This window comes from Paenibacillus sp. JT31N11, assembly GCF_056269285.1.
This window is the reverse complement of sequence record NZ_JBWDNQ010000001.1, coordinates 1087206-1108766: the sequence shown is the minus strand read 5'-3', so window position 1 is coordinate 1108766 and position 21561 is coordinate 1087206. Positions and strand designations below refer to the sequence as shown.

At 52.8% G+C, this 21561-nt stretch carries 15 protein-coding genes; 2 read left to right on the top strand and 13 right to left on the bottom strand.

Going from position 1 to position 21561, the window contains the following annotated elements; all coding sequences use genetic code 11:
- Positions 1-240: 240 nt before the first annotated feature.
- From AC0YNV_RS04825 to pgsA, 5 genes are all read right to left on the bottom strand, one after another.
- Complete coding sequence (locus AC0YNV_RS04825; protein WP_475766294.1) at positions 241-2175, bottom strand: S-layer homology domain-containing protein; 1935 nt, start codon at positions 2173-2175, stop codon at positions 241-243.
- A 76-nt stretch (positions 2176-2251) separates the two neighbouring features.
- Positions 2252-8083, bottom strand: coding sequence for a sugar-binding protein (locus AC0YNV_RS04820; protein WP_475766292.1), 5832 nt, complete (start codon positions 8081-8083; stop codon positions 2252-2254).
- 303 nt (positions 8084-8386) lie between these two features.
- On the bottom strand, positions 8387-9328 hold the full coding sequence (locus AC0YNV_RS04815) for an aldo/keto reductase family protein (protein WP_210043832.1): 942 nt from the start codon (positions 9326-9328) through the stop codon (positions 8387-8389).
- Between the two features lie 137 nt (positions 9329-9465).
- A complete protein-coding gene (locus AC0YNV_RS04810) occupies positions 9466-10329 on the bottom strand; it encodes a phosphotransferase (RefSeq protein ID WP_475766290.1) in 864 nt (287 codons plus the stop codon).
- A 49-nt stretch (positions 10330-10378) separates the two neighbouring features.
- Entirely contained in the window at positions 10379-10957 is a 579-nt protein-coding gene (gene pgsA / locus AC0YNV_RS04805) for a CDP-diacylglycerol--glycerol-3-phosphate 3-phosphatidyltransferase (RefSeq protein WP_210043834.1), read from the bottom strand.
- A 264-nt stretch (positions 10958-11221) separates the two neighbouring features.
- Between pgsA and AC0YNV_RS04800 the strand changes: the two genes are divergently transcribed.
- Positions 11222-11578: a DoxX family protein gene (locus AC0YNV_RS04800; RefSeq protein WP_475766288.1), complete on the top strand. Its 357-nt coding sequence runs from the start codon at positions 11222-11224 to the stop codon at positions 11576-11578.
- A 48-nt stretch (positions 11579-11626) separates the two neighbouring features.
- Complete coding sequence (locus AC0YNV_RS04795; RefSeq protein WP_475766286.1) at positions 11627-12082, top strand: MarR family winged helix-turn-helix transcriptional regulator; 456 nt, start codon at positions 11627-11629, stop codon at positions 12080-12082.
- Between the two features lie 178 nt (positions 12083-12260).
- Here AC0YNV_RS04795 and AC0YNV_RS04790 read toward each other — a convergent pair whose 3' ends face one another.
- From AC0YNV_RS04790 to gucD, 8 genes are all read right to left on the bottom strand, one after another.
- Complete coding sequence (locus AC0YNV_RS04790) at positions 12261-13187, bottom strand: aldo/keto reductase (protein WP_475766285.1); 927 nt, start codon at positions 13185-13187, stop codon at positions 12261-12263.
- 147 nt (positions 13188-13334) lie between these two features.
- On the bottom strand, positions 13335-13790 hold the full coding sequence (locus tag AC0YNV_RS04785; protein ID WP_475766283.1) for a VOC family protein: 456 nt from the start codon (positions 13788-13790) through the stop codon (positions 13335-13337).
- A 104-nt stretch (positions 13791-13894) separates the two neighbouring features.
- A complete protein-coding gene (locus AC0YNV_RS04780) occupies positions 13895-14347 on the bottom strand; it encodes a VOC family protein (RefSeq protein ID WP_475766282.1) in 453 nt (150 codons plus the stop codon).
- Between the two features lie 89 nt (positions 14348-14436).
- A complete protein-coding gene (locus AC0YNV_RS04775) occupies positions 14437-15684 on the bottom strand; it encodes a DUF6807 domain-containing protein (RefSeq protein ID WP_475766280.1) in 1248 nt (415 codons plus the stop codon).
- Positions 15685-15720: 36 nt separating this feature from the next.
- A complete protein-coding gene (locus AC0YNV_RS04770; protein ID WP_475766278.1) occupies positions 15721-16899 on the bottom strand; it encodes a Gfo/Idh/MocA family protein in 1179 nt (392 codons plus the stop codon).
- 216 nt (positions 16900-17115) lie between these two features.
- On the bottom strand, positions 17116-17961 hold the full coding sequence (locus AC0YNV_RS04765) for an AraC family transcriptional regulator (protein ID WP_475766276.1): 846 nt from the start codon (positions 17959-17961) through the stop codon (positions 17116-17118).
- A gap of 110 nt (positions 17962-18071) precedes the next feature.
- A complete protein-coding gene (locus tag AC0YNV_RS04760) occupies positions 18072-20063 on the bottom strand; it encodes a YjhG/YagF family D-xylonate dehydratase (protein WP_475766275.1) in 1992 nt (663 codons plus the stop codon).
- A gap of 23 nt (positions 20064-20086) precedes the next feature.
- On the bottom strand, positions 20087-21553 hold the full coding sequence (gene gucD, locus AC0YNV_RS04755) for an alpha-ketoglutaric semialdehyde dehydrogenase GucD (protein ID WP_475766273.1): 1467 nt from the start codon (positions 21551-21553) through the stop codon (positions 20087-20089).
- Positions 21554-21561 lie beyond the last annotated feature (8 nt).

Below are 21561 nucleotides of genomic sequence, written 5' to 3'. Positions count from 1 at the left end.
CTAAGGCTAAAAGGTATTCCCGGAAAGAAGCCCCGGGCATTTTGTTCAACCCATCATAGTGCAGCCAGTCTCTTCGTTCAATGGAAAAAGAATCATAACATAATGATAATATGAGGATATTATTGGGATTAGACGGAAGCCCGACGCCGGAATTAGTAAAAATACAAAAGAGATGACTCCTGAAACGCCCAGAAAGTCATCTCTATAAGTCTTCTCTTTGTCCTGATTGATCCGTTTTGTTTATGATCCGGTCATTGTCAGCAGCTTATAGATGACATTGGCTGCTTCAGCCCGGGTGGTGAACATGCCGGGAGCGAATTTTCCACCACCGATTCCGTTCATGAGACCGGAGCTGACTGCTGTACGGACATCCTTGACCGCCCAGAGAGAGACGGAACCGGAATCGTCAAAAGATGACATCGTGTCACTTGTGACTTTACCTGATCCGTATTCAAAAGCGCGAACGATCATGACGGCCATTTCTTCGCGGGTGATGCGCTCATTCGGGGCGAAGACCTCAGCAGATCTGCCTTGAATCAGCTTTGCATCGTAGGCGGCCGCAATTTCTTGCGCATACCACGCCTTATCGTCAACATCAACAAATGATACGGGGTTTGCAGGCTTCAATCCAAGCGCGCGCGACAAAAACGCCGCAAATTCCGCCCGGGACACCTCTGTGCCAGGACCAAACTGCGTTGCTGAAACACCATTCACCACATGCCTGGCAGACAGCGTCCGGACCGCATTGAAGGCCCAATGAGCTGCAGGCAGGTCTTGGAATGCTTTATCGTATTCAAGCACGGCATAAGTGCTGAAATGGCTCAGCTTCACCTTGATCACTTTGCCGTCCCCGTCGACAGTTCCTCCTGCATATTCCCAGACCTTGTCGTTCTCGTTCAAGAAATAAACGCCCAGCGTGCTTTCGTCCGCTTCGTTATCATAAGGCAAGGCCAGTTCAACCGGTTGTTCAAACACGGCAAGCTTTCTCGCTGCCCCGTCCTTCGTGACAATCGATAAGCCAAAATGATAGATTGTCCCGGCTGCTTTCAACGTCCCCATACCTTCTTCCATTCCGGCAAGCAAAGAAACGGCTTCCTCCTGCGAAGCCTGCTCAATCGTTATCGATATAGCGGCATCGCTTAACTCGCCGCCGCCGACCAGCTTCGTCAGCTCTTTCAGCACAACCGGGTCAATCGCGAGGGAGAACGTCCCGCTTCTCAGCTCAAGCTTCTTAATTCCCGCGATGTCTGCAGTATTGGCCGGAAGCAATATTTCCTTGATGCCGTCTGCAATCTTGACAACGGTGCTGCCCTCTTCATCCGGCTTCATGCTTTCCTCTGTTACAGCTTGCTGATGTGCTTCATCTGATTGACCGCTTTTACCGCCAGCGGTAATTTCACTGCTATCCGGCGTCCTTGGAGGCGGGTTTTGTTCGCCATTGCTGCCGTCGCTGTTGCCATTGCCAATGTTATTTCCGCTGCCATTCGGGCTGCCTTGGCTATTGTCATTGACTGCGCCATCGTCATTGCCGTTACTGCCGCTGGTCTCATCGTTCCCGTTGCTGCTTCCGTTATTGCCGCCGGTTCCTTCGTTTCCGTTGCTGCTGCCGTTATTGCCGCCGGTTCCTTCGTTTCCGTTGCTGCTGCCGTTATCACCGCTGCTGCCATCGTTCCCGTTCCCGTTGCCAATCGCATCAACCGCTGCCGCCAGTACCGTGTCAGGCGTATAATTCGAGGCTGCAAAACGGGAATCCACCAGGCGGACGCCTGCCAATTGAATCCGGTCGTTTCCGGGCGCCTTCGCTTTCAAAGTCACGTGGCCCAGATGGACGCTGCCGTTCTCTCCAGCCGACTTTCCAATTTTCGCAAAAGCAAATGTAACGATGCCATCTGCCTGCAATTCCTTGAGCGGCGTTGCCTTGTAGCCGGCAAGATCCGTGGTGGCCGCGACAAATTCCCAAAGCATGGGGTCATATTCAAGCGTAAACTCGTACGCGATCAAGTCGCTTGCCCCGTCTACGTCGATATCGATTCTCTTATTTCCGCCCACTGGTGTCAAATTCGTATCATCGCTTGTCAATGAAAACATAGGTGTAACTGCCGCTTGTGCGGATTGCGGATGCCCTAGCGGAATCAGAAGCAGCAGTATTAGGACCCCTATCATTTTACCTGTCATCTTTCACAACCTCCATAAAATGAAAGGGAGGGCCGGCCCATGTCGCATCGAACCGCCCTCCCTGCCGCCAATATGACTAATCCAATATTTTACTTGCCACCGCGGCCAAATCAATGACGTCAATCACGCCATCCTGATTGATATCCGCACCTTTATATGCATCCCAATCAGGATCTGTCGATTGTTTGCCGTAATAGCCGATAAGTCTGCCCAGATCACCGACGCTGAAGCTTCCGTCTCCATTCAGATCTCCCAGCTGAATCACCGATTGGGCGAAAACGTCAACAGCTGCTTGAAGCGTCTCTACAGCCTGATCTACCTGCTGCTGATCGACAGCAGCGCTTTCCTTGACAGACTGCGCTGCTTGAATTGCCGTCTGCAGCGCAGCCTTGGCGCTTGCCGGATAATTGCCCGGCTGCGTTCCTTCAACAGCAGCTGCGAATGCGCTTTGTGCCGCCGTAATCAGCTCCGTCAGTGCGGATTTGTCGGTTGTAGCAACATGAACAGAAAGCGCTGCCGCCTGAACCTGTGCTTCGGTTCCTTCGATATCGGAGATCACATTGTCCGTAATCGACAGGGTTGAATCGGCCGGCTCGGCAAGCGATTTGGCTTTTAGGCTGAACGACAGCAGATCGCCATCGCCGCTTACCGCATCGGCAGCTTCGGGTCCGGCCAATATGAGATGGACGACCCCCGGAGCTTGAGTTTGGCCGATAACGCTGAATCCATCCTTCAATTCATTCACCGAAACGAACTCAAATACGTCAGGATTGTAGAGAAGCTTCAAATCTTCTGCAACAATCCGGCCCGCAACATCAGCAAGTCCGAACGTCAGCTCATAGGGCTGCCCTGCGGCAGCGGTCGGCTGTCCGGTCAATGTGGCTGATGCCGACAACGGCCCTTCCTCCGGATCTGTATCCGTAACGCCATAGGTGAACGTTACCTTATTGATCGTGCTGGTCCAATTGTCGCAGGCCGGGTCCCCGTAAGGGAATTCAATCTTCAAATATTTGATGCCGCCAGCCAGGCTGTCCGCCTTGATGCTGAGCGTATCATAACCCGACGAGGTGCTCAGGAAGGCCGGACTTACCGGAATATTGGTGAAATTCGTCCCATCGGCTGAACCGTATACGGCAAAATCCACGGTTGCAGGCAATCCGGTCCAGGCGGTTACGTTAACATCGAACGAGCGGATGTCGCCATCCGGAGACTTGTAAACGATGTATTCCGGCTCCAGACTGTCGTCATTGGTGTGAATAATACGGGTGCCGTCGCCGGCGTATTTGTCCAGCTGCCCGCCAAGCGAATTCCCGATATGTCCCGATTTGGCGTGAAGCTTGGACAAGTCTCCCGCTTCATCCGTAAATACCGCTGTCTCACCTTCTTCAGGCGGTACTGTCGTATCCCCGAAATACTTAAAGGAAGTATGGAGCAGTTGTTCCTTCCAGTTTTCCAGACCAGGGAATTCGATTTTCAGGTATCTGGTTCCCGCTGTCAGACCGCTGGCCGTATTGCTGAAGACGGAATATCCGTTTGCCCCGCCCGTGAGCGTGGTTTTCGTTGTTATTTTCGCAAAATTCACGCCATCAGCCGAGCCGTAAATGGTGAATTGCGGCGTGCCCGAGAATAATCCCGTTGTAATATCGAAGGAATAGATGTCTCCGACCGGCGATTGATAGACAACATATTCCGGACTTGTTACGACGTCGTTGCTATGCGTCATTCTTCCGGAATCGTCGGCGAAATTCTCCGGGTGCCCGCTGGAATTAACGATATGCTCTGATTTTGCGAACAGCTTGGACAAGTCTTGCGCCGTATCCGTAAACGCCGTCAACCCATCCGGTTCCGGATCCGTCTCATCCGGCAGAGAAAGACTCAGGTTGTGGTTCAACAAATTTCCGAAGCCGGACGTATCTCTCCAGTTATCTCCTGTTCCATTCCACATCATCTGGCTTTCGCGGTTTCCGGCGTTATGACCGTCATCGTCGTTGACGCCCACATCCAGCCCCAGCGTAATATCGCGTGCCGGCGTAACCGCCAGACTGGACCAGGAAATAGCCATCTCCACCGTATAGCCTCCGGCGATATCTTTTTGTGCAAATTGAATATTCGCCAGATCGCCGATTATGGAAAGCTGGGTATCATGCCAGCCCAACGTGATCTGGTGATCCTTCGCATCATAAGCCGTGCCTTGATTATGGTCGGCATCCAGGTAGACTTCCACCGAATCATCCTGGTAGCTGAGCGCCGAATCATTATGGAGGTCTGCATCCAGCACCTCAACTCCGACATACAGATTCTGTGTATCGCTGAGCGTGCCGAATCTGACGCTGTTGTTGGACGGGCCGGTAATCGCTTTGGTTACCTGGCTTCTAAGCGCCCAATACGGTTCGTCAAGCGCGCCGTCAACCGTCAATGCGCCGGAAGGCTCGAGAGCAACAGCCGTATTCTTGCCGTCGTTCAAATAAAGGCTTCCGAATGCGGCGGTGCTGCGCCAGTTGTCCCCGTTGCCGCGCCACATTAATTGACTTTCACGGGAACCGTTATTGTGGCCGTCATCGTCGTTATATGCAGCGTCGAAACCAATTACTGTATTGGCTGCAGGCGGTTCAATGCCCATGCCGCTCCAGGGGATGGCCATCTCCACCGTAAATCCGCCTTCTATATCATGCTGGGCGTACTGGATTCCGGCGATACCGCCGCCCACAGAGAGCTGCTGGTCATGCCAGCCCAAGGTGATTTGATGATCATCCGTACCGTACACTGCACTCCTGCTGTTATCACCATCGACATATATTTCCACGGAATCGTCCTGATGGGTTTGTGCCGGGTCCGAATCGTTGAGCAGATTGGCGTCCAGCACCTTCACTGCCACGTACAGCTTATCGGCATCCCACATTGTTCCGAACGTAATATTGTTGTCGGAGGTGCCGGTAATCCTTCTTTCCACCCGGTTATCGATGCTCCAGCCCGATTCCGTCAACTCCCCGTCAATCGCGGGGGCAGCTGCCGTTTGGTCGGCAGTCGTCACACCCGGAGACAGCGAGCCGTCCTCGACAGGATTGGAAGTCACGTTTACGACGGATTGCGATACGTTTCCGGCAGGATCTTTTGCCACAACGGTAATCGCGTTCAATCCTTTAACGACCGGTACAACGGCAGTAAATGTACGGTCGGGCTTCAGCGTAGCAGCGACTCCGTTAACGGTGACCGCGGCATCTTCATTTACACTGCCGTTCAATACATAGCTGGTGCCTGTTGTCGTTCCATCGGAAGGTACGGTCAGCACCGGCGGGTCGGGATCATACATCACCACGATCGTCGCAGGTGCGGCCTGTTGGCCATAATCGTTGTAAGCCGACGCCGTAACGGTATTCTCGCCGACGCTCAAATTCAATGGTCTGCTGAACAGAGGCTGCGCCGAAGGATCGCCGGACTCCTCTGAAGTATTGGTATATACAATTTGCATGCTGTCTACATGGGGATCATAGTAAGCGGCTGCCGAGCTGGAAAGCCCGAATCCCTTGATCCGGCTCCACGCGACCGGCAGATCGGCGGCCTCGTTCGTTGCGGCATTGATATGCGGGGCCGCATCAAAATCGGAGAGCGGAACCGTCACTTTCACCCACTTCGCCCCGTAATCGGCCGCCGCGATATAATTCGTCAGCGGAACTCTGGATTCCACAACCGTCCCGTTATTGTCAGATTGCACAACCGCGGACAAGCTGTCCTCCCGGTTTTTGGTGTAAATCCAGAATTGAAGTCCGGCATCGGACGAACTGGCGGAGAAGTTCTCCAATGCGGCGCGGTTCGCAGCATCGACAAAATTGAATCCGACGCGGGCAAATCCCGGCGATAGCTTCAATCGCAATGATCTGGCTCCTTCGGCAGGCGCAAAGGTGGCGCTGTTGTCCCAAACGACCTGCGCGTTTGTGGTGAAGCCGCCTTGAGCGCTTGTGAGTCCGGTTGTCGTGGAGACATAATTGTCATCAATGATGGACCGGATAATATCTCCTGCCTGATGGCCGCTCTCATGCCCTCCTGTGACAGGGTAGGTTGCTTCCGTCACCGTCTCGCCGTTATGCTGCTGCTTGATCGTTACCGCGGCGGAGCCGTTCGTCCTGCCCGAAACGGTAAAGGGAGTCTCCCTGACGTAAGTCAGATTATCCTGATCCAGCGTCAGGCCCAAATAAGCCGGGTCATGCCGGATGATCAGCTGCACTGGGTCGCCTTCATTTCCGAGTGCATCCGTGGCGACAGCCGTAATCGTATTGCTGCCAGGCTGCAGGGCAACCGTCGCGCTGAAGCTCAGATCGGCCGCAATAGCTGCCGGCTGCCCGTTGATCAGCAGTGTACCTGCTTCATCCAGGCGACCGGAAACCGTAAACTGCGAACTGCGCACGGCGTAATCGGCGTCAGGCGTGGATGTACTGCCCGATTGATCGAACGTAATATGCGGTGGTGAAGTATCCGAATTGGTGGTCACGATAACAGATACGCTTTTCGCCGGCAGATTGATTGCCGAAGCCGTTCCGTTCTGGATATTTCTCAGACCGGCAAGCTTCATATCCTGTCCGAGCGGGATATCCGAGGTGAGCTGATGAACGCTTGCGGTTGTTCCGGTCAGACCCTTCACATTCACCGTCTTGGATTCACCAGTCGGGTTAACGAGCATGGCAACAGTGGAATCGCCGTCCACAAAAGCGGCCGCATCCATCCATACCGCATCCGACGTAGTGAGTCCGGAAGCAGGATCTGTGCTGACCCGTCTTACTTTGGAGCCGACAGGAACATTATTGAAAACATTGCTCAGCGCATAGAATGCTTTCGATTTCGTTACGGTATATCCGTCTCCGTCAAGCAGCACCTCGCCGACATCGGTCGGATGCCGTCCGTTGGCCCAGCCCAGCCACCAGAACCAGTAATTGTTCCCGATCAGCGCCATATCGCCGGCAAGACGCTGGGCAGCGTTGATCGCCATATCCATTTCCGATATTCCGCTTATCAGCGTGCTGTACTCCGTTTGCCATTTATCCTTCTCCGGGAAAAGATCAACAACCTGCTTATAGGCCTGGTACACGCCGTCGTTATCGTAGCCTTTGGCAAAATAACTGTGCGATGCCAGCCCGTCAATGGCCTCATTCAATTCCGGATCCTGATTGAGCGCAGAAAAATTCTGACCGATCAGCAGCTCATTCTCGTGATAGGCTGCGCCCTCCGGACCGAGAATTTGAACGTCGGTGAGTCCGGCTGCATCCAGCTTGGAGCGCAGCAGCTTGGCTACGCGCTGGTACTGGGTTCCGTTGTCGCCTCCCCAGTAGCACCACTCGCTGATGATTTGCGACAAGGGCTCATTCTGAAAGCTTATCGCTTTGGGCACACTTGCTCCCTTATCCGTCAGCCAATGAATCGCATCGACAAGATAAGTAGTGTATGCGCTTTCTTTATCAGTACGAAGCCTCACATGCTCGCTGCCTGTCCACCCGTTTACAGTCGGAAGCGTTTTCATTCCAATCGGAGGAGACCAGACCGAGATGATATAATCATGCATTCCTTTTGTTTCGCCGACATGGACGAGATCATAAATTTCCTGCATTTTCGCATCGATCAAATTCCCGTTTCCGTCGCCGGTAACGGCGGGGATCATTACCCTGAACATCGTGGCTCCCAAATCATTGAACAGCGCCTGCTGCGCTCCGGTCTTATCAATAAAACTCCGGTTCCAGTCCGCTCGGTTCCAGGACGGGAATATCCCCCACCCCTTAACTGTCTGCTGATCGACATCCGAAATGTTGACGTCGTATACTGGCTGTGCCGCGTCTGCGCTGGCATGCCGGAAAGGTACGAGCGACAACAATATCGCGATTGAGATCGCCATACTGACCGTCTTCATTAACGTCTTCTTCATGAACATTCTTCCCCCGTTTCCTGCAAATGGTCTGACAACTATCATTGTAGATGCTTCGTTGTCTGCAAAACATAAAATAATCTATGCCGACGTTCAAATTTCTCTCTATTTTCATAGAAAGCTATTCTTGGTGAAGGCAATCGAATATAAAAAAAGGCCATTCCAGTATAAGATTGAAAAAATTGGAGGTCATCCGTCTTCCCTGCATATGGCCAGACTTAAATCTATGTTTTTTTAAGAGGACATGAAAAAGGCCTTAGAGCAGCGATCTGCTCTAAGGCCGACTCAAAAGTCGACTCACTTTTACGCCTTTAATATAGCCTCTATCGAACCGAGAACATCGGCCGACAAGACAACATCGGAAGCGGCGCAGTTCTCAATGACCTGCTCGGGGCGACTTGCACCCACAAGCGCGCTGGCCACATTGTCCTGCTGCAAGATCCAGGCAAGCGCCAATTGGGAAATCTTGATGCCAAGCTCGCCTGCGATTTTTTCCAGCTCCTCGACCTGGATCAGCTGGCTTTCCTTGAGGCGTTCCTCGCCCCAGCTTTTGCTGGCCGCGCGGCTATCGGATGGAATGGATTGCCCTCTCCGGTATTTGCCCGTAAGTACGCCTTGAGCCAGTGGTGAGAAAACGACCTGGCTGATCCCTTTTTCAATACCGGTCGGGATGACTTCCTTTTCAATGTAACGGTTGAACATATTGTATATCGGCTGGTTGACGACGATCCGGTCCAGCAGGTATTTGTCAGCAATAGCGAGAGCTTCAACCATCTGCGCTGCCGTCCATTCGCTTACGCCAACATACAATACTTTACCTTGTGTAACCAGATCGTCCAGTGCGCGAAGCGTTTCTTCCAGTGGAGTTTCGGTATCAAATCTATGGCAATAATAGAGATCCACATAATCGGTTTGAAGGCGTTTCAAGCTGGCATGGCATTGTTCAAAGATATGCTTGCGGGATAAACCGCGGTCATTCGGACCGTCGCCCATCTGCCCAAAAACTTTGGTAGCCAGCACATAGGATTCGCGCGGATAGGCTTGAAGCACTTCGCCCATGACCTTTTCCGCTTCGCCGCGTTCATACACATTGGCGGTATCGAAGAAATTTACGCCAAGATCATAGGCTTGCTCGATCGATCGAATTGATTTTTCATTTTCCACATATCCGCCGTAAGTCATCCAACTGCCGAGGCTTATCTCGCTTACCTTTAACCCGCTTTTCCCCAATTTCCGGTATTTCAAGAAAAACACCTCCAGATAATTTTCGAATCTTTTGCATAGTATCCATCCCTCGATAGTATAGAATAGAATCCTGCTTCTGGTAAGTACTGAAATGCTTTAGCGTAAGTTACCTAAAGGTTAGTGTGAACGCATTCAGACTAGTTTTCAGGCGCAAGGGCTTTCCAGTAATCCCATGCTATCAGGTACTCCTTCAGGTCATGCGGATGGTGTTTCAAACAGACTCCGATGCGGCAATAAAGCTGGATAATCACCTCTTCAATAAGGCCCGATCTTTCTATTTGTCTATGATTTAGCAGCTCGAATGCAGGCAGCAGAGTCTCCAGGTTCAAATCGTCCGGCGAGGAGCAAAAAGCATAAATAAAATCATAGATTACAGGTCCGGCAATCGGGGATGGATCGATAACCCCAGCCAATGCATTCCTATGAAACACGAAATTATGCACGCCACAATCACCGTGAAGCAGGAACCGTTGTCCATCTTCACCTTCCGCAATATTACCAACAAAAGCCTTCACTAGATCATAATCCTCAATCGGCAACAGGCTTCCAACAGCAGTCCGGGCATATTCCACGCCTTTATCTATAAAATCCCGCCAGGTCTGACAAGGATCCTCCAGCCAGAAGCCCCATTTGTTCGTTTGCAGGTTGTTCTCATAATGATTAAGGAGACCCTTGATTAATGTCGTCAGCCAGTTTAATTTTGCGCCTCTTTCATAATGTGTCGTACCCTCGATGTAGGTATAGACAATATAATCTTTATCAGGATCGGTGTAGAGAAGTTTAGGAAGCAGCGGGCTGCTCCGATATGTTTGGAATAATTGTTCAACCGGGATGATTTGCTGTGGAAGGTCAAGCTTCAGTACATATTTAGTAACCTTATTTGCCGTGAGCATATAGACAAGCCCATCCGTTGTTCCAGCCACAATGTTGGCAGCATAGAGAGTATTATCTATCACATCTTTTTTAATGAGATCACTGATGATGCCAGAGGTATCTTTCATTGGGTCTCCTTATTCCGCATTTATTGGAGCCTGCAGCTGAATCATCTGTTTATTCCAGAATGCGATAATTATTTTTGATATAGTTATAGCCCGAATACAGGGTAAGGATTAACGCGGCATACATAAGGATCTGGTCTATGGGAATGTCTGTGAAAAAGCTGAATGGGCGGTTATTCAACAATACAGCTGCAATGGCTGCGACTTGAAATACCATCTTTATTTTCCCGTATTGATCCGCCTGCAGAGCGATCTTCCGGGAGGAGGCCACAATCCGGATTCCATTAATTATAATCTCCCTCGCTATAATCGCAAACGCAATCCAGGAATAAACCAGATGCTGGCTTACCATCAGTATCAAAGCTGCCGAGATGAGCAGCTTGTCCGCCAAAGGATCCAATAGCTTACCGAGGTTGGTGATCTGATTATATTTTCTGGCAATATGCCCATCCAGCTTATCTGTTGCCGAGGCGAGTATAAATACGGCTGAAGCATAATATAACCCATAGGAATCAATATGCTGTATGAAATCCGCTTTTTGGGCAAGCCAATCCGGATACAGGGGAAAAAACAAGATAAAAACAGGAATTAATAATATTCTGGCAATCGTAATTTTATTAGCTGTATTCATAGGATTCCTCCTTGGAGCGCTAATTTGCAAATGAGGTGTCAAATCAGTGTTCAATCATGCGTTCTTCCGTTGAAATCATGAATGGCGGATCTAATTTCCTGTATTTTACCACATGCAGATTTTAAAATGTATTCAATACCTGTCATCGAATTCCTGCGGCCATCCCATCAAAATAAAACAATTGACTTCTGCCTTTTACACTAATATTATTATAAATAAATATATTTAAAATAACATTATCGAAATGAAGGAGAGTTATTAATTATGGATATTTTCTCAATCGTACTGCAGATCGTTCTGGCATTGGGTTTTCTCATGTTTGGTTTTATGAAATTTGGTTCGAAGCAAATGGTGGATGAATTCGCACGCTATCAGCTGTCGTCCGGATTCCGCGTATTTACGGGGCTGGTTGAGGTTGCAGGCGCGGCACTGATGATTATCGGCATCTGGTACGATCAGATCGCTGCGATAGGCGGATTGGTACTGGCCGTCACGATGATCGGAGCAATTATTACCCATCTGCGCGTTAAAGACCCTGTGTCCAAAACAGGAATGCCCTTTATTTTGCTCATTCTCGCACTTGTGGTATTATTTTTAAATTGGGGTGCTTTATTCGGCTAATCGAAGCTTAATTTACCCCTTTAGCTCCTGGCAGAGGCGGTGTACGAAATGAATCAAAGCGGTAAGCAAACTGAGCTTGACCTGCGGTTGCTTCGGGTATTAATGAATTCATCAAAATCCTTGTTCGAATTAATAAAGTCTGACGTCAACAACTATGGTCTTGATCTCGATACGTTTCAAATACTGGAATTTCTTTATAATAAAGGCCCTCATCCCATTCAAAAAATAGGCGAGAAGTTCGCAATTCCAAGCGGCAGTGTAACTTATGTAGTCGATAAGCTTGAGAAAAAAGGCCTCCTCCGCAGAGAGCCAAGTCCGTGCGACCGAAGAGTCATCATAGCCAAGCTGACGGATGCCGGGCAGTCGCTATTCGATGATATTTTTCCCAGACATACAGATTCAATTGCCAACGTGTTCTCGGTCTTGACGGATGAGGAAAAACATCAGCTGACCGAATTGCTGAAAAAAATGGGCCTTAACGCCGCGGATAAGCTATCCGGCTAGCAGGAAGCTGCTATCAGGATTCCTGTCATGACCGATGAACCCGATATTGGCCTTTTTACCGGTGCAATTGCCGAAAAATGCCGGGCAGGACGGAAGCTCGCGGATGCGCGCTCTTCGTCCTGCCCGGCATTTTATATCTCATCGTACTATTCCGATATGCTGCTTGCCTTCGCTTATTTCACTCCAATCCGCGCCAGCCGGCGCCAACCGCTGTCTCCTCCCACTTGCTGCGAATAGACTGGAACTGATTCTCCGGCAAATCCCCCCGACTGGCAAGAGCTGCATTCACTGCCCACCGTGCAGGATTGACGGTACCGACAATCGCGGTATGAACGCCGGGTACAGACAGCGTGAACCGAAGCGCGGCACCAATGGATTCCTGCTCATCCGCTTCGAGAAAGTCATAGTTCAACTGCCGCATCCGCTCCCAGTAGGCGTGAAGATACGGATTATCCGGCGGCTGATTGGCGAATTTCCATACGGCGTTGGCAATCGGCCTTTTGGCGGTAACGCCGAGACCTCGTTTCAACGCTTCCGGAATGGTCCGCTGAACCGCTTCCTGATCTGCGACATTGACCGAGGTCATGAGCGAGTCAAATGCGCCGCACTTTACGGCGTACAGAGCGGCATCCTGGTCTCCGCTGTAGCCCATATACCTGATTTTCCCTTTCGCCTTTGCCCGCTGCAGCACTTCGATCACTTCACCGCTGCGCAGCAGCTCCTCCGAACAGGTATGCAGATGGATCAAATCGATGTAGTCTGTCCGCAGACGCCGCAGGCTCCGGTCAATGCTCAGCTCCAGCAGCTTCGGGTCCCAATGCGGGAGGTCGAAGCCGCTGCTGTGGCCGCATTTTGTAAACAAGTAATATTCCTCGCGCCTGTGTGACACCGCGCTGCCTATAAGCTCTTCGCTGTTATTGTAGCATTCGGCCGTATCGATCACGTTCAAGCCCGAATCGAGCGCGATGCCCAGCAGCTTCCCCACCTGTTCAACGGTTGCTCCAGGCGATCCCCGCTCAGGACCGCCCAGCCCGCCGATCTCGCCGCCGCCGAATCCGAGCACGCTTACGTCCATGTCCGTATTGCCGTATCTTCTCTTCTCCATGACGGATTCCCCCCTCTTCCATGCCGATATATGCGATCAACAAGAAGAAACGGCCTCGCCGTCCTATGGCGGCAAAGTTAGTTCTTCCCTCAGAAACAGAAGCAAAGTATAGAGGAATTTTAACTTTCTTATATTTTGAAAAAGACCTTACTTGTCGTTTTCCAGCAGCTCCAGCACGACTTTCAAATCCTCATTGGCATCGATATATGCATATCTGCCCCCGGTATACTCGCCTTTTTGCAGAAGCGGCATATTATTTCTCTCCAGCACAAGTATCTTTTCCTTCATTCCTTCCACGACAAAAGCAATATGATGAACGCCTTCCCCATTCTGATCCAGGTCGTTCCTCCACGTGCTCGGCTCAAGATCCGGCTGAATCAGCTCAAGCTCAAGCGATGGACCCACCTTGAAAAAACAAAGCCTCGATCGGGCCTGTGACGGTTTGCCCAAGTACTCCGTCTGCGCTTCCTCATACGTCCCTGTTGTAACGAAACGGGGTTCGATTCCCAGAAATTTGGAATAGGCCGCTGCCGTCTTCTCGATATCATGCACCAGAATGCCGATTTGTGTCACCGTGTTTGTTCCGATAAGTTGATTTCCCATAATAATCTCAGTCTCCTTTATTGGTTATATTCAAGATCCGATGATTAATAAGCTCCAGAATTCGGTGAATCCAAAAACTTTCAGACGCTTTCCTGTCAATGGTCTTATGATTGGGCGCCGGGCTTGATATTGAGAATGACGCCAAGCTCCTTCACGCTGTCCATAAACGTATAGTTGCCCCCCGGGTATTCGCCGTAGTGTCTGATCGGGATGCCCTTGCGGCCAAAATATTCAATGACCTTCTCCCGGTCGCTGACCGTAAACCCGATATGGTGCACCCCTTCGCCGTTCGTCTCCAGAAATTCCTTCCAGGAGCTTGGTTCATCGTCAGGCTCGGTCAGCTCCAGCACGATTTGACCCAAATCAATGACGGCCAATTTAGCGCGGGTCTTGGTCGGTTTGCCTCTATACTGCGTGTGCGATTCTTCCTCCGGCAGCGTGCTGAAAATTTGCGGCACCTCTATGCCGAACAGCTCGGCATAGTTGGCGGCTGTCCGCTCGATATCCTTCACGACCAGCGCAATTTGGCATACGGCATCTTTATTGATGATCCCCAAGTCAATTCCTCCTCGTCTTGCAGTGCTCCATTTTGATAGTCCAATAACATGCGCTGTGCCTTTTCTATAAAATGGTTTGTTTCCCTCGACTAGCACCACTCCGGCACTTCCGGGTTGGCGTACTCCCGGTAGCGATCCTTCACTTTGCCTGCCTCCACATCTCCCAGATGCAGATAGATACGCTGCCGGAATCCGAGCGAATCGCCCGATGGAAGGGTGTGGCCGCCCCAGAAATGAAAGTTCGAAGATGTGAACGCACCCGCATCCCGCACAAACCATTTGGTAGAGAATGCCCGGTAATCCGGGTGGACCATTATGGCGATTCCGCCGTTGAAAAATCCTTTGTCCGGTATGCCGTTATTCCAGGAGACATTGAGAAGGCTGCCGCTGTAATCCACCCAATCCGCCTCGGTGCCGAAAATCTCCCCTTCGCCTTTCTTGCCGGTCGAGGAAGTTATCGTACCCGACAGGAAGGCGCACATTTGCTCATTGACACGGATGAAAGGAAATCCGCCCTCCTTGGTCGGCCCGAATACGACCGTACCGTCGGTTGCATGGAGCTCGCTGTGCACATCGACATACCGCTGCTCCGGCGGAAGATTGAAGATACGCATCGTCCTGACCTCCTGCAGCAGCCGCTCGCCCTTATTGGACATCCAGTCAATGCAGACTGACAGCTGACCGAATACCGGCCCTCCCGTCAGATGCAGGAAACGGCTGTGGGATTGCCTGCCTTCCTTGGCAAATTCATGGTAGGCCTGGTGGCCGTTCACCTGGTCATGGCCCCACCACAAGCCATGATGATGCAGATGATCGTCGGGAGCGTCCTGAATCAGCGTCTTCGCATGTGGTCCGATCATCGGGTAGAAATAAGGCTTCATCATATCCCGGGAATACAGATACCTCGTAAATAATTTGCCTTCGATCCGCACCATGACCCTGGCATTCTCCGGCTGATGGTCCAGATAGACGCCTTTTTTCCGGGATAGGGGCTCATCCGCGTCATCCGGCTCCTCATGCCGTTCAAGCTGGAAGAGATGCCCGTCTGTTCCCGCATCCGGGACATTCTGCACCAATACGAACAGAGAGCGGCGCGGCGTGAGCGTCTCCGCATTTCCGTCGAGGCCGAAGCCTGACAGCTGACAGGGGAGCGAGAAGCCGCCTGCGCTTGCAACGGCTGAGAACGCTCCTCCTTCACCCTGCCATTGCAGCAGCTTCTCATAATCGTTCTCTTCCAGAGGAATTTCCAATACAGTCGGCTGAATCGCAAGCTCCGCGCCACTCAGTACAAACCGGTATTCAAGTCCGGATTCGGTCGTGCCATTCACTGAATTCATTTGTAAAGTCCCTCCTTGTCTCATCGATTGGTTCCGTTATGCGCGGCCATCGCCTGATTTGGCATAATCGCTGCCGAGTGTGATCGCATTCTGCGCGAACCCGGTTACTGAATTTTTCTTCTCATAATAATGCGGCGCATTGGCCAGAATGCCTTCCCTTGTATAGAACAGGCTGTCCGGACCAAGCGGCAGGGAAACCGTCTGGCCTGTCGATGCCGCCTGATAAATCGCCGTAATCAGCTCCAGCGTTTTCCGGCCTTCATGCCCGTCAACCAGCACTTCATGCGTCCCGTTCCCGATTGCCGTAAAGATGTTGTCGATCTGTCCTGCGTGACCTCTGTAAGCAAGCTCCGGTATCGCCTGGTAGAACTGTTCGATCTGCTGCTCGAGCTCTTCGTTTCTCACCGGGAATCCGTTCTCCTTCGACAACGAGGCATACAGCTTCCACGGCGCCGACACCCGGGCCTTCTCCGTCTGGAAAATCAGCTGCTGCTCCTGTCCGTGATGCACGACGGAGCTGGTGATTTGTCCCAGTGCCCCGTTCGGATAGGTGAGGATGGCGATCGACAGATCCTCCACCTCGGCATTGTCATGGGAGGTATTGCTCATGACGGCCTGTACCTTCTCCGGCATCCCCATCATCCACTGGAACATGTCGATGTGATGGACCGCATGGTTGAGTGTGCAGCCGCCGCCTTCCTTCTCCCACGTCCCTCTCCACCATAGATCGTAATAGACATAACCTCTCCACCAATACGATTCGATCTGCGCATGCACGACCTTGCCCAGCATTCCCGAATCCAGCACCTGCTTCAGCTTCTGTATGGAATCATTGAAGCGGTTCTGGCCGACGACAGACAGAATCTTCCCGGATTTCCGGGCCGCCTCAAGCATCCGGTCGCATTCCTCCAGCGACGAAGCCATTGGCTTCTCCACCAGAACATGCTTGCCGGCTTCAAGCGCATCTATCGTAATGTCGGCATGGGTATACGGCGGCGTGCAGATTGAAACCATGTCGATATCCGGGCTTTTCAGCAGCTCCTTGTAATCGCTCTCAACTCTGCAAACAAGGCCATACTTTTCTCCAAGCGCCTGCGCTTTTTGAGGATAGATGTCGCTTAAAGCAACGATTTCACAGCGGTCGCCAAGCGATATATAGGCCTTCAAATGTGTCTCGGCAATTCCGCCCACTCCGATTACAGCTATGCGAATCATCAGCTCAACCCCTTGTCTTATCCATATTTGCTTTGATTAAGAAACGTATTCTCCCTTATGTGTTAATTATAAAGAAGTCAGGCATGATTACTCGCCAGACCTTGTTTGATTATGGACATAATTTGCTGTATCAGGACCGTAAAAAGCACAAAAACTCCATATCCGGCATGGCAGAGGAAGCTGTTCAAGCTTTCGGATATGGAGGTGGGAGCCCGGTTAATGATATAAGGTTTTGCGCAGATGGGATGGTGTGTATCCCTTGGCCAGCCGGAAAAACCGGTTGAAGGTTCTGACGCTGTTGAAGCCGCACTCATACGCAATTTCGGCAATCGGCATTTCGTCGCTGATAATCATGTCCTTCGCTTTATTGATCCTGAGTATGTTCTGATAGGTTTTGAGATTCATTCCCATAACCTTATTGAATATCCGCGAATAATAATACGGACTGACGTTCATTTTTCCGGCGATTTCATCCAGCGATATATGGTTCATGTAGTTTTCTTCGATGAATAGGAGTGAATCCTTGATCAGCTGAATGCTGGGAGAGCTATTCTCCAATTTCCGATCGCCTTCCTGCCTGGGAAGATGCCTGAGAAAAAGGCCGCACAGCTCCAGAAACTTCCCCTGGATATAAAGCTTGTAGTAATCCTCCTGCCGCGTCACTTCATTATAGAGACAATGAAAGAGCGCCGCGATCTCATCGTACAGCTTCTGACCCTGGTCTCCCGTTTGCAAAATGGACTTTTTCTCGATAAACGGGCATAACATATTTTTTTGCCAAGTCCCCTGATTATCGATGCTGTCGGGTAAGAATTTGATCAGAATGACGGAGTTAGCGCTTTCAGAAGTATAATAATGCATGCTGTTGCTGCCGCAAATGGCGATATCCCCTGCGTGCAGAGTCCGTCTCTCCGTATCGATTCCCACTTGAAGTGTGCCTTCCAGAACCAGCATAAATTCGACATCGACATGCCAGTGCGCCAGAAAATTTAAATTTTGCATCTTGATGGCATTCAAAGGAATTAATTCGTAGCTGCTTTGATTTTCATAGATTGCTTTCATACACCCTCATCCTCAGTAAACAATTTGGATTTGCTTTACCAAAAAATGATCATGCGTGCATTCCGCTGTTGAAAATCTCTGACGGCGGGGGAAAAAAGCCTGGCAGACGGTTATAGCGCCGGTTCTTCAGCGGCCAACGCCCGCTTGCCTGCCTCCAGTGTACGCAGTATGAGCTCCGTATCGTATACGCAGCCTCGCCAGGTTCCTCCGCTGACAGACTGAAGCGCCGCCCACAGCCGGGTATCATCCGGCAGATCCGGGTCCTCCGCAAGCCCGGGATGCGGGGTTCTGGAGTCAAGCTCGGCTGCCCCCTGTTCGGGCGTTCCAGGATTTTCGGCGCTGCCAACCATATGAATGGACGCCTCAAGATTTTGCAAATCAACCCGGATATCGATCCAGTCGCCATCTCTCAATTTGCCGACCGGACCGCCCGCCAGCGCCTCGGGACCGATGTGGCCGATGCATGCGCCGGTGGATACGCCGGAGAAACGGGCATCCGTCAGCAGCGACACCTGATTCCCGTAGGAAAGATGCTTCAGCGCCGAGGTCAGCTGGTAGGTCTCTTCCATACCCGTTCCCAGCGGGCCCCGTCCGATCAGCGCCAGCACGTCTCCGGCTTCAATGCCGCCCGTCTTGATCGCCCGGATGGCCGCCCGTTCCGTCGTGAATACCTTGGCTCTACCGATATGCCGGAAGACGCCGCTGCCGTCCACCACAGACGGATCGATCGCCGCAGACTTGATCACGGAGCCTTCCGGAGCGAGGTTGCCGGTCGGGAATGTCACCGTCGACATCATGCCGGCAGCGCGCGCCCGCTCGGGGGTATAAATGACGGTATCGGGGTCGATTCCCTCCGACTCAAGCAGGTAGCGCCTCATCCCGGCGCGCCTCTCCGATGCTTCCCACCAGTCGAGCACCGCGCCGAGCGTCTGTCCCGTAACCGTGAGCACCTGCTCATCCAGCAGTCCGAGTTTGCGCAGATGCAGCATAACCTCGGGCACTCCGCCTGCCAGAAACACCATGACGGTCGGATGATATTCCGGCCCGTTGGGCAGTACGCTCACGAGGCGCGGCACGGCACGGTTCACCTCCGCCCAGTCTTCTGCGGTCGGCACCCGGAGCCCTGCGGCATGGGCGATTGCCGGAATGTGCAGCAGCAGGTTCGTCGAGCCGCCGAACGCCGCGTGCACGACCATCGCGTTGCGGATGGCGGCATCCGTCAATATCGCTGCGGAGGTCAGCCCCGCCTCCGCGAGATGAAGCGCGGCCCGCGCCGACTGGCGGGCCATCTCCAGCCAGACAGGCTGCCCGGATGGGGCAAGCGCCGCATGCGGTACGGTCAAGCCGAGCGCCTCGGCAACGACCTGGGCCGTTCCGGCCGTGCCGAGAAACTGGCAGCCGCCGCCTGGTGTGGCACATGCCCTGCAGCCAAGATCGGCCGCTTCCGCCAGCGACAGCTCCCCGTTCGAATAACGGGCGCCGATCGTCTGGATTTTGCCGGCATCCTCGCCATTCTCCGGCGGCAGCGTCACGCCGCCGGGCACCACGACAACCGGGAGCCCGCGCATCCCGGCCAAGGCAATCATCGACGCCGGCAGTCCCTTATCGCAGGTGGCTACGCCGACCACCGCTGATCTTGTCGGCAGCGAGCGAATCAGCCGCCGCATGACGATCGCCGCATCGTTGCGGTACGGCAGCGAGTCGAACATGCCGCTCGTCCCCTGGGAGCGCCCGTCGCAGGGATCGCTGACATAGCCCGCGAACGGAATGCCGCCAGCGGCGGTAATTTCATCCGCGGCCTCCTTCATCAAGAGGCCGACCTCCCAATGTCCGGTATGATAGCCAAGCGCCGCCGGCGTCCCGTCTTCATTGCGGATACCGCCCTGCGTGCCGAGTATCAGCACCTGCTTGCCGAGAAGCCGGGACGGGCTCCAGCCCATCCCGACATTTTGCGTCCAGCCGAACAGATCGCCGCTCGGCGATTCCCGGAGCAGCTCAGGGGTCAGCGGCAGCGAGCCTGCCGGTCCCGGAGCGTGAGTCTGCACGCGAAAATGCTGCTTCTGATCGCCCATGATATGTTCAAAGTTTGAATCCACAGCCATCCTTCATTCCCCCTATGGCCTTATTACGGCTTGATGAACACCGTCTTGATCGAGGTGAAAAATTCAATTGCCGCCTGCCCCTGCTCTCTGGAATGCGAGCTCGACTGCTTCATGCCGCCGAACGGTGCCTGCAGCTCCACGCCAGCCGTCTCGGCATTGACCCGGACAAGCCCCGCGTCCATCTCCTGGACGAAGTTCAGGATGTTGCCGATATCCCGTGTATAAATGGAAGCGCTGAGCCCAAAGTCCGTATCATTCGCAAGGTCAACCGCAGACTCGAAATCAGCCGCTTCGATAAGAGTCAGCACAGGACCGAAGATTTCTTCCTGGGCGATCGCCATCCGGCTGGTCACCCGGTCAAATACGGCCGGAGTGACATAGAAGCCGTCCGCCAGTCCGGCTTCATCCGGGCGGTCTCCGCCGTACAGCAGCACAGCTCCCTCTTCCTTGCCCTTCTTGATATAGGAAAGAACAGTTTCGAGCTGCTTCTCGTTTGCGCATGGTCCAAGCCATGTGGAAGCATCCATGCCGTCCCCGACCTTGAGCGATTTGACCTTCTCCAGCAGCTTCTCCTTGAAGGTTTCGTACACGTCGCGAACCACAATCACACGGCTTGTCGCCGTACATTTCTGTCCGGTGGAGCGAAGCCCGCCGCTGATTGTCGCTTCTACAGCCAGATCGAGATCGGCATCCGCGGCGATGATGATCGGATTCTTACCGCCCATCTCCAGCTGATATTTGGCGCCTCTCTTCAATGCGGATTGGCCGACCTGCTTGCCGACTTCGTTGGACCCGGTGAACGTTAGGCCGTGGATGCCGGGATGGCTGGCAATGCCCTGCCCGATCGTACCGCCGCTGCCGACGACCATATTCAGCACACCCGCAGGAAATCCCGCGTCATGGAAGCATTCCGCGATCTTCGAAGCGGTCACCGCCGTCTCGGTTGCAGGCTTCCATACGACCGAATTGCCGTAGATCAGCGCCGGAGCGATCTTCCAGACGGGAATCGCCACCGGGAAGTTCCACGGCGAGATAACGCCCACGACTCCGAGCGGCATGCGTGTCGTGAACATGAATGCATCCGCGTCGGTCGAAGGAATGACGTCGCCGATCTTCCGCATTCCCTCTCCGGCGTAATAGCGGAGAATCGCCACGCCGCGCGCCGTCTCGCCTTTTGCCTCGGGGAACGTCTTGCCCATCTCCCGCGACATCGTCTCCCCGATCTCGTCAAGGCGGCTCTCCATAATATCCGCGGCTTTGAACAGCAGAGCTCCGCGCTGTGATCCTGCGAGTTTTCTCCATGGCCGCTTGGCTGCTTGGGCCGCTTCCACAGCTTCATTCAGATCCGCGTTCTGCGAATCCGGCACATATCCGACGACTTCGCTCTTCCGTGCAGGATTAATGCTGGCTTGACTTCCGCCGCCGACAGACGGTTTCCATTGTCCGTTAATATAATTGCCAATATTCTTTGCGTCTTGATTGGAGCTCATCGTATCCA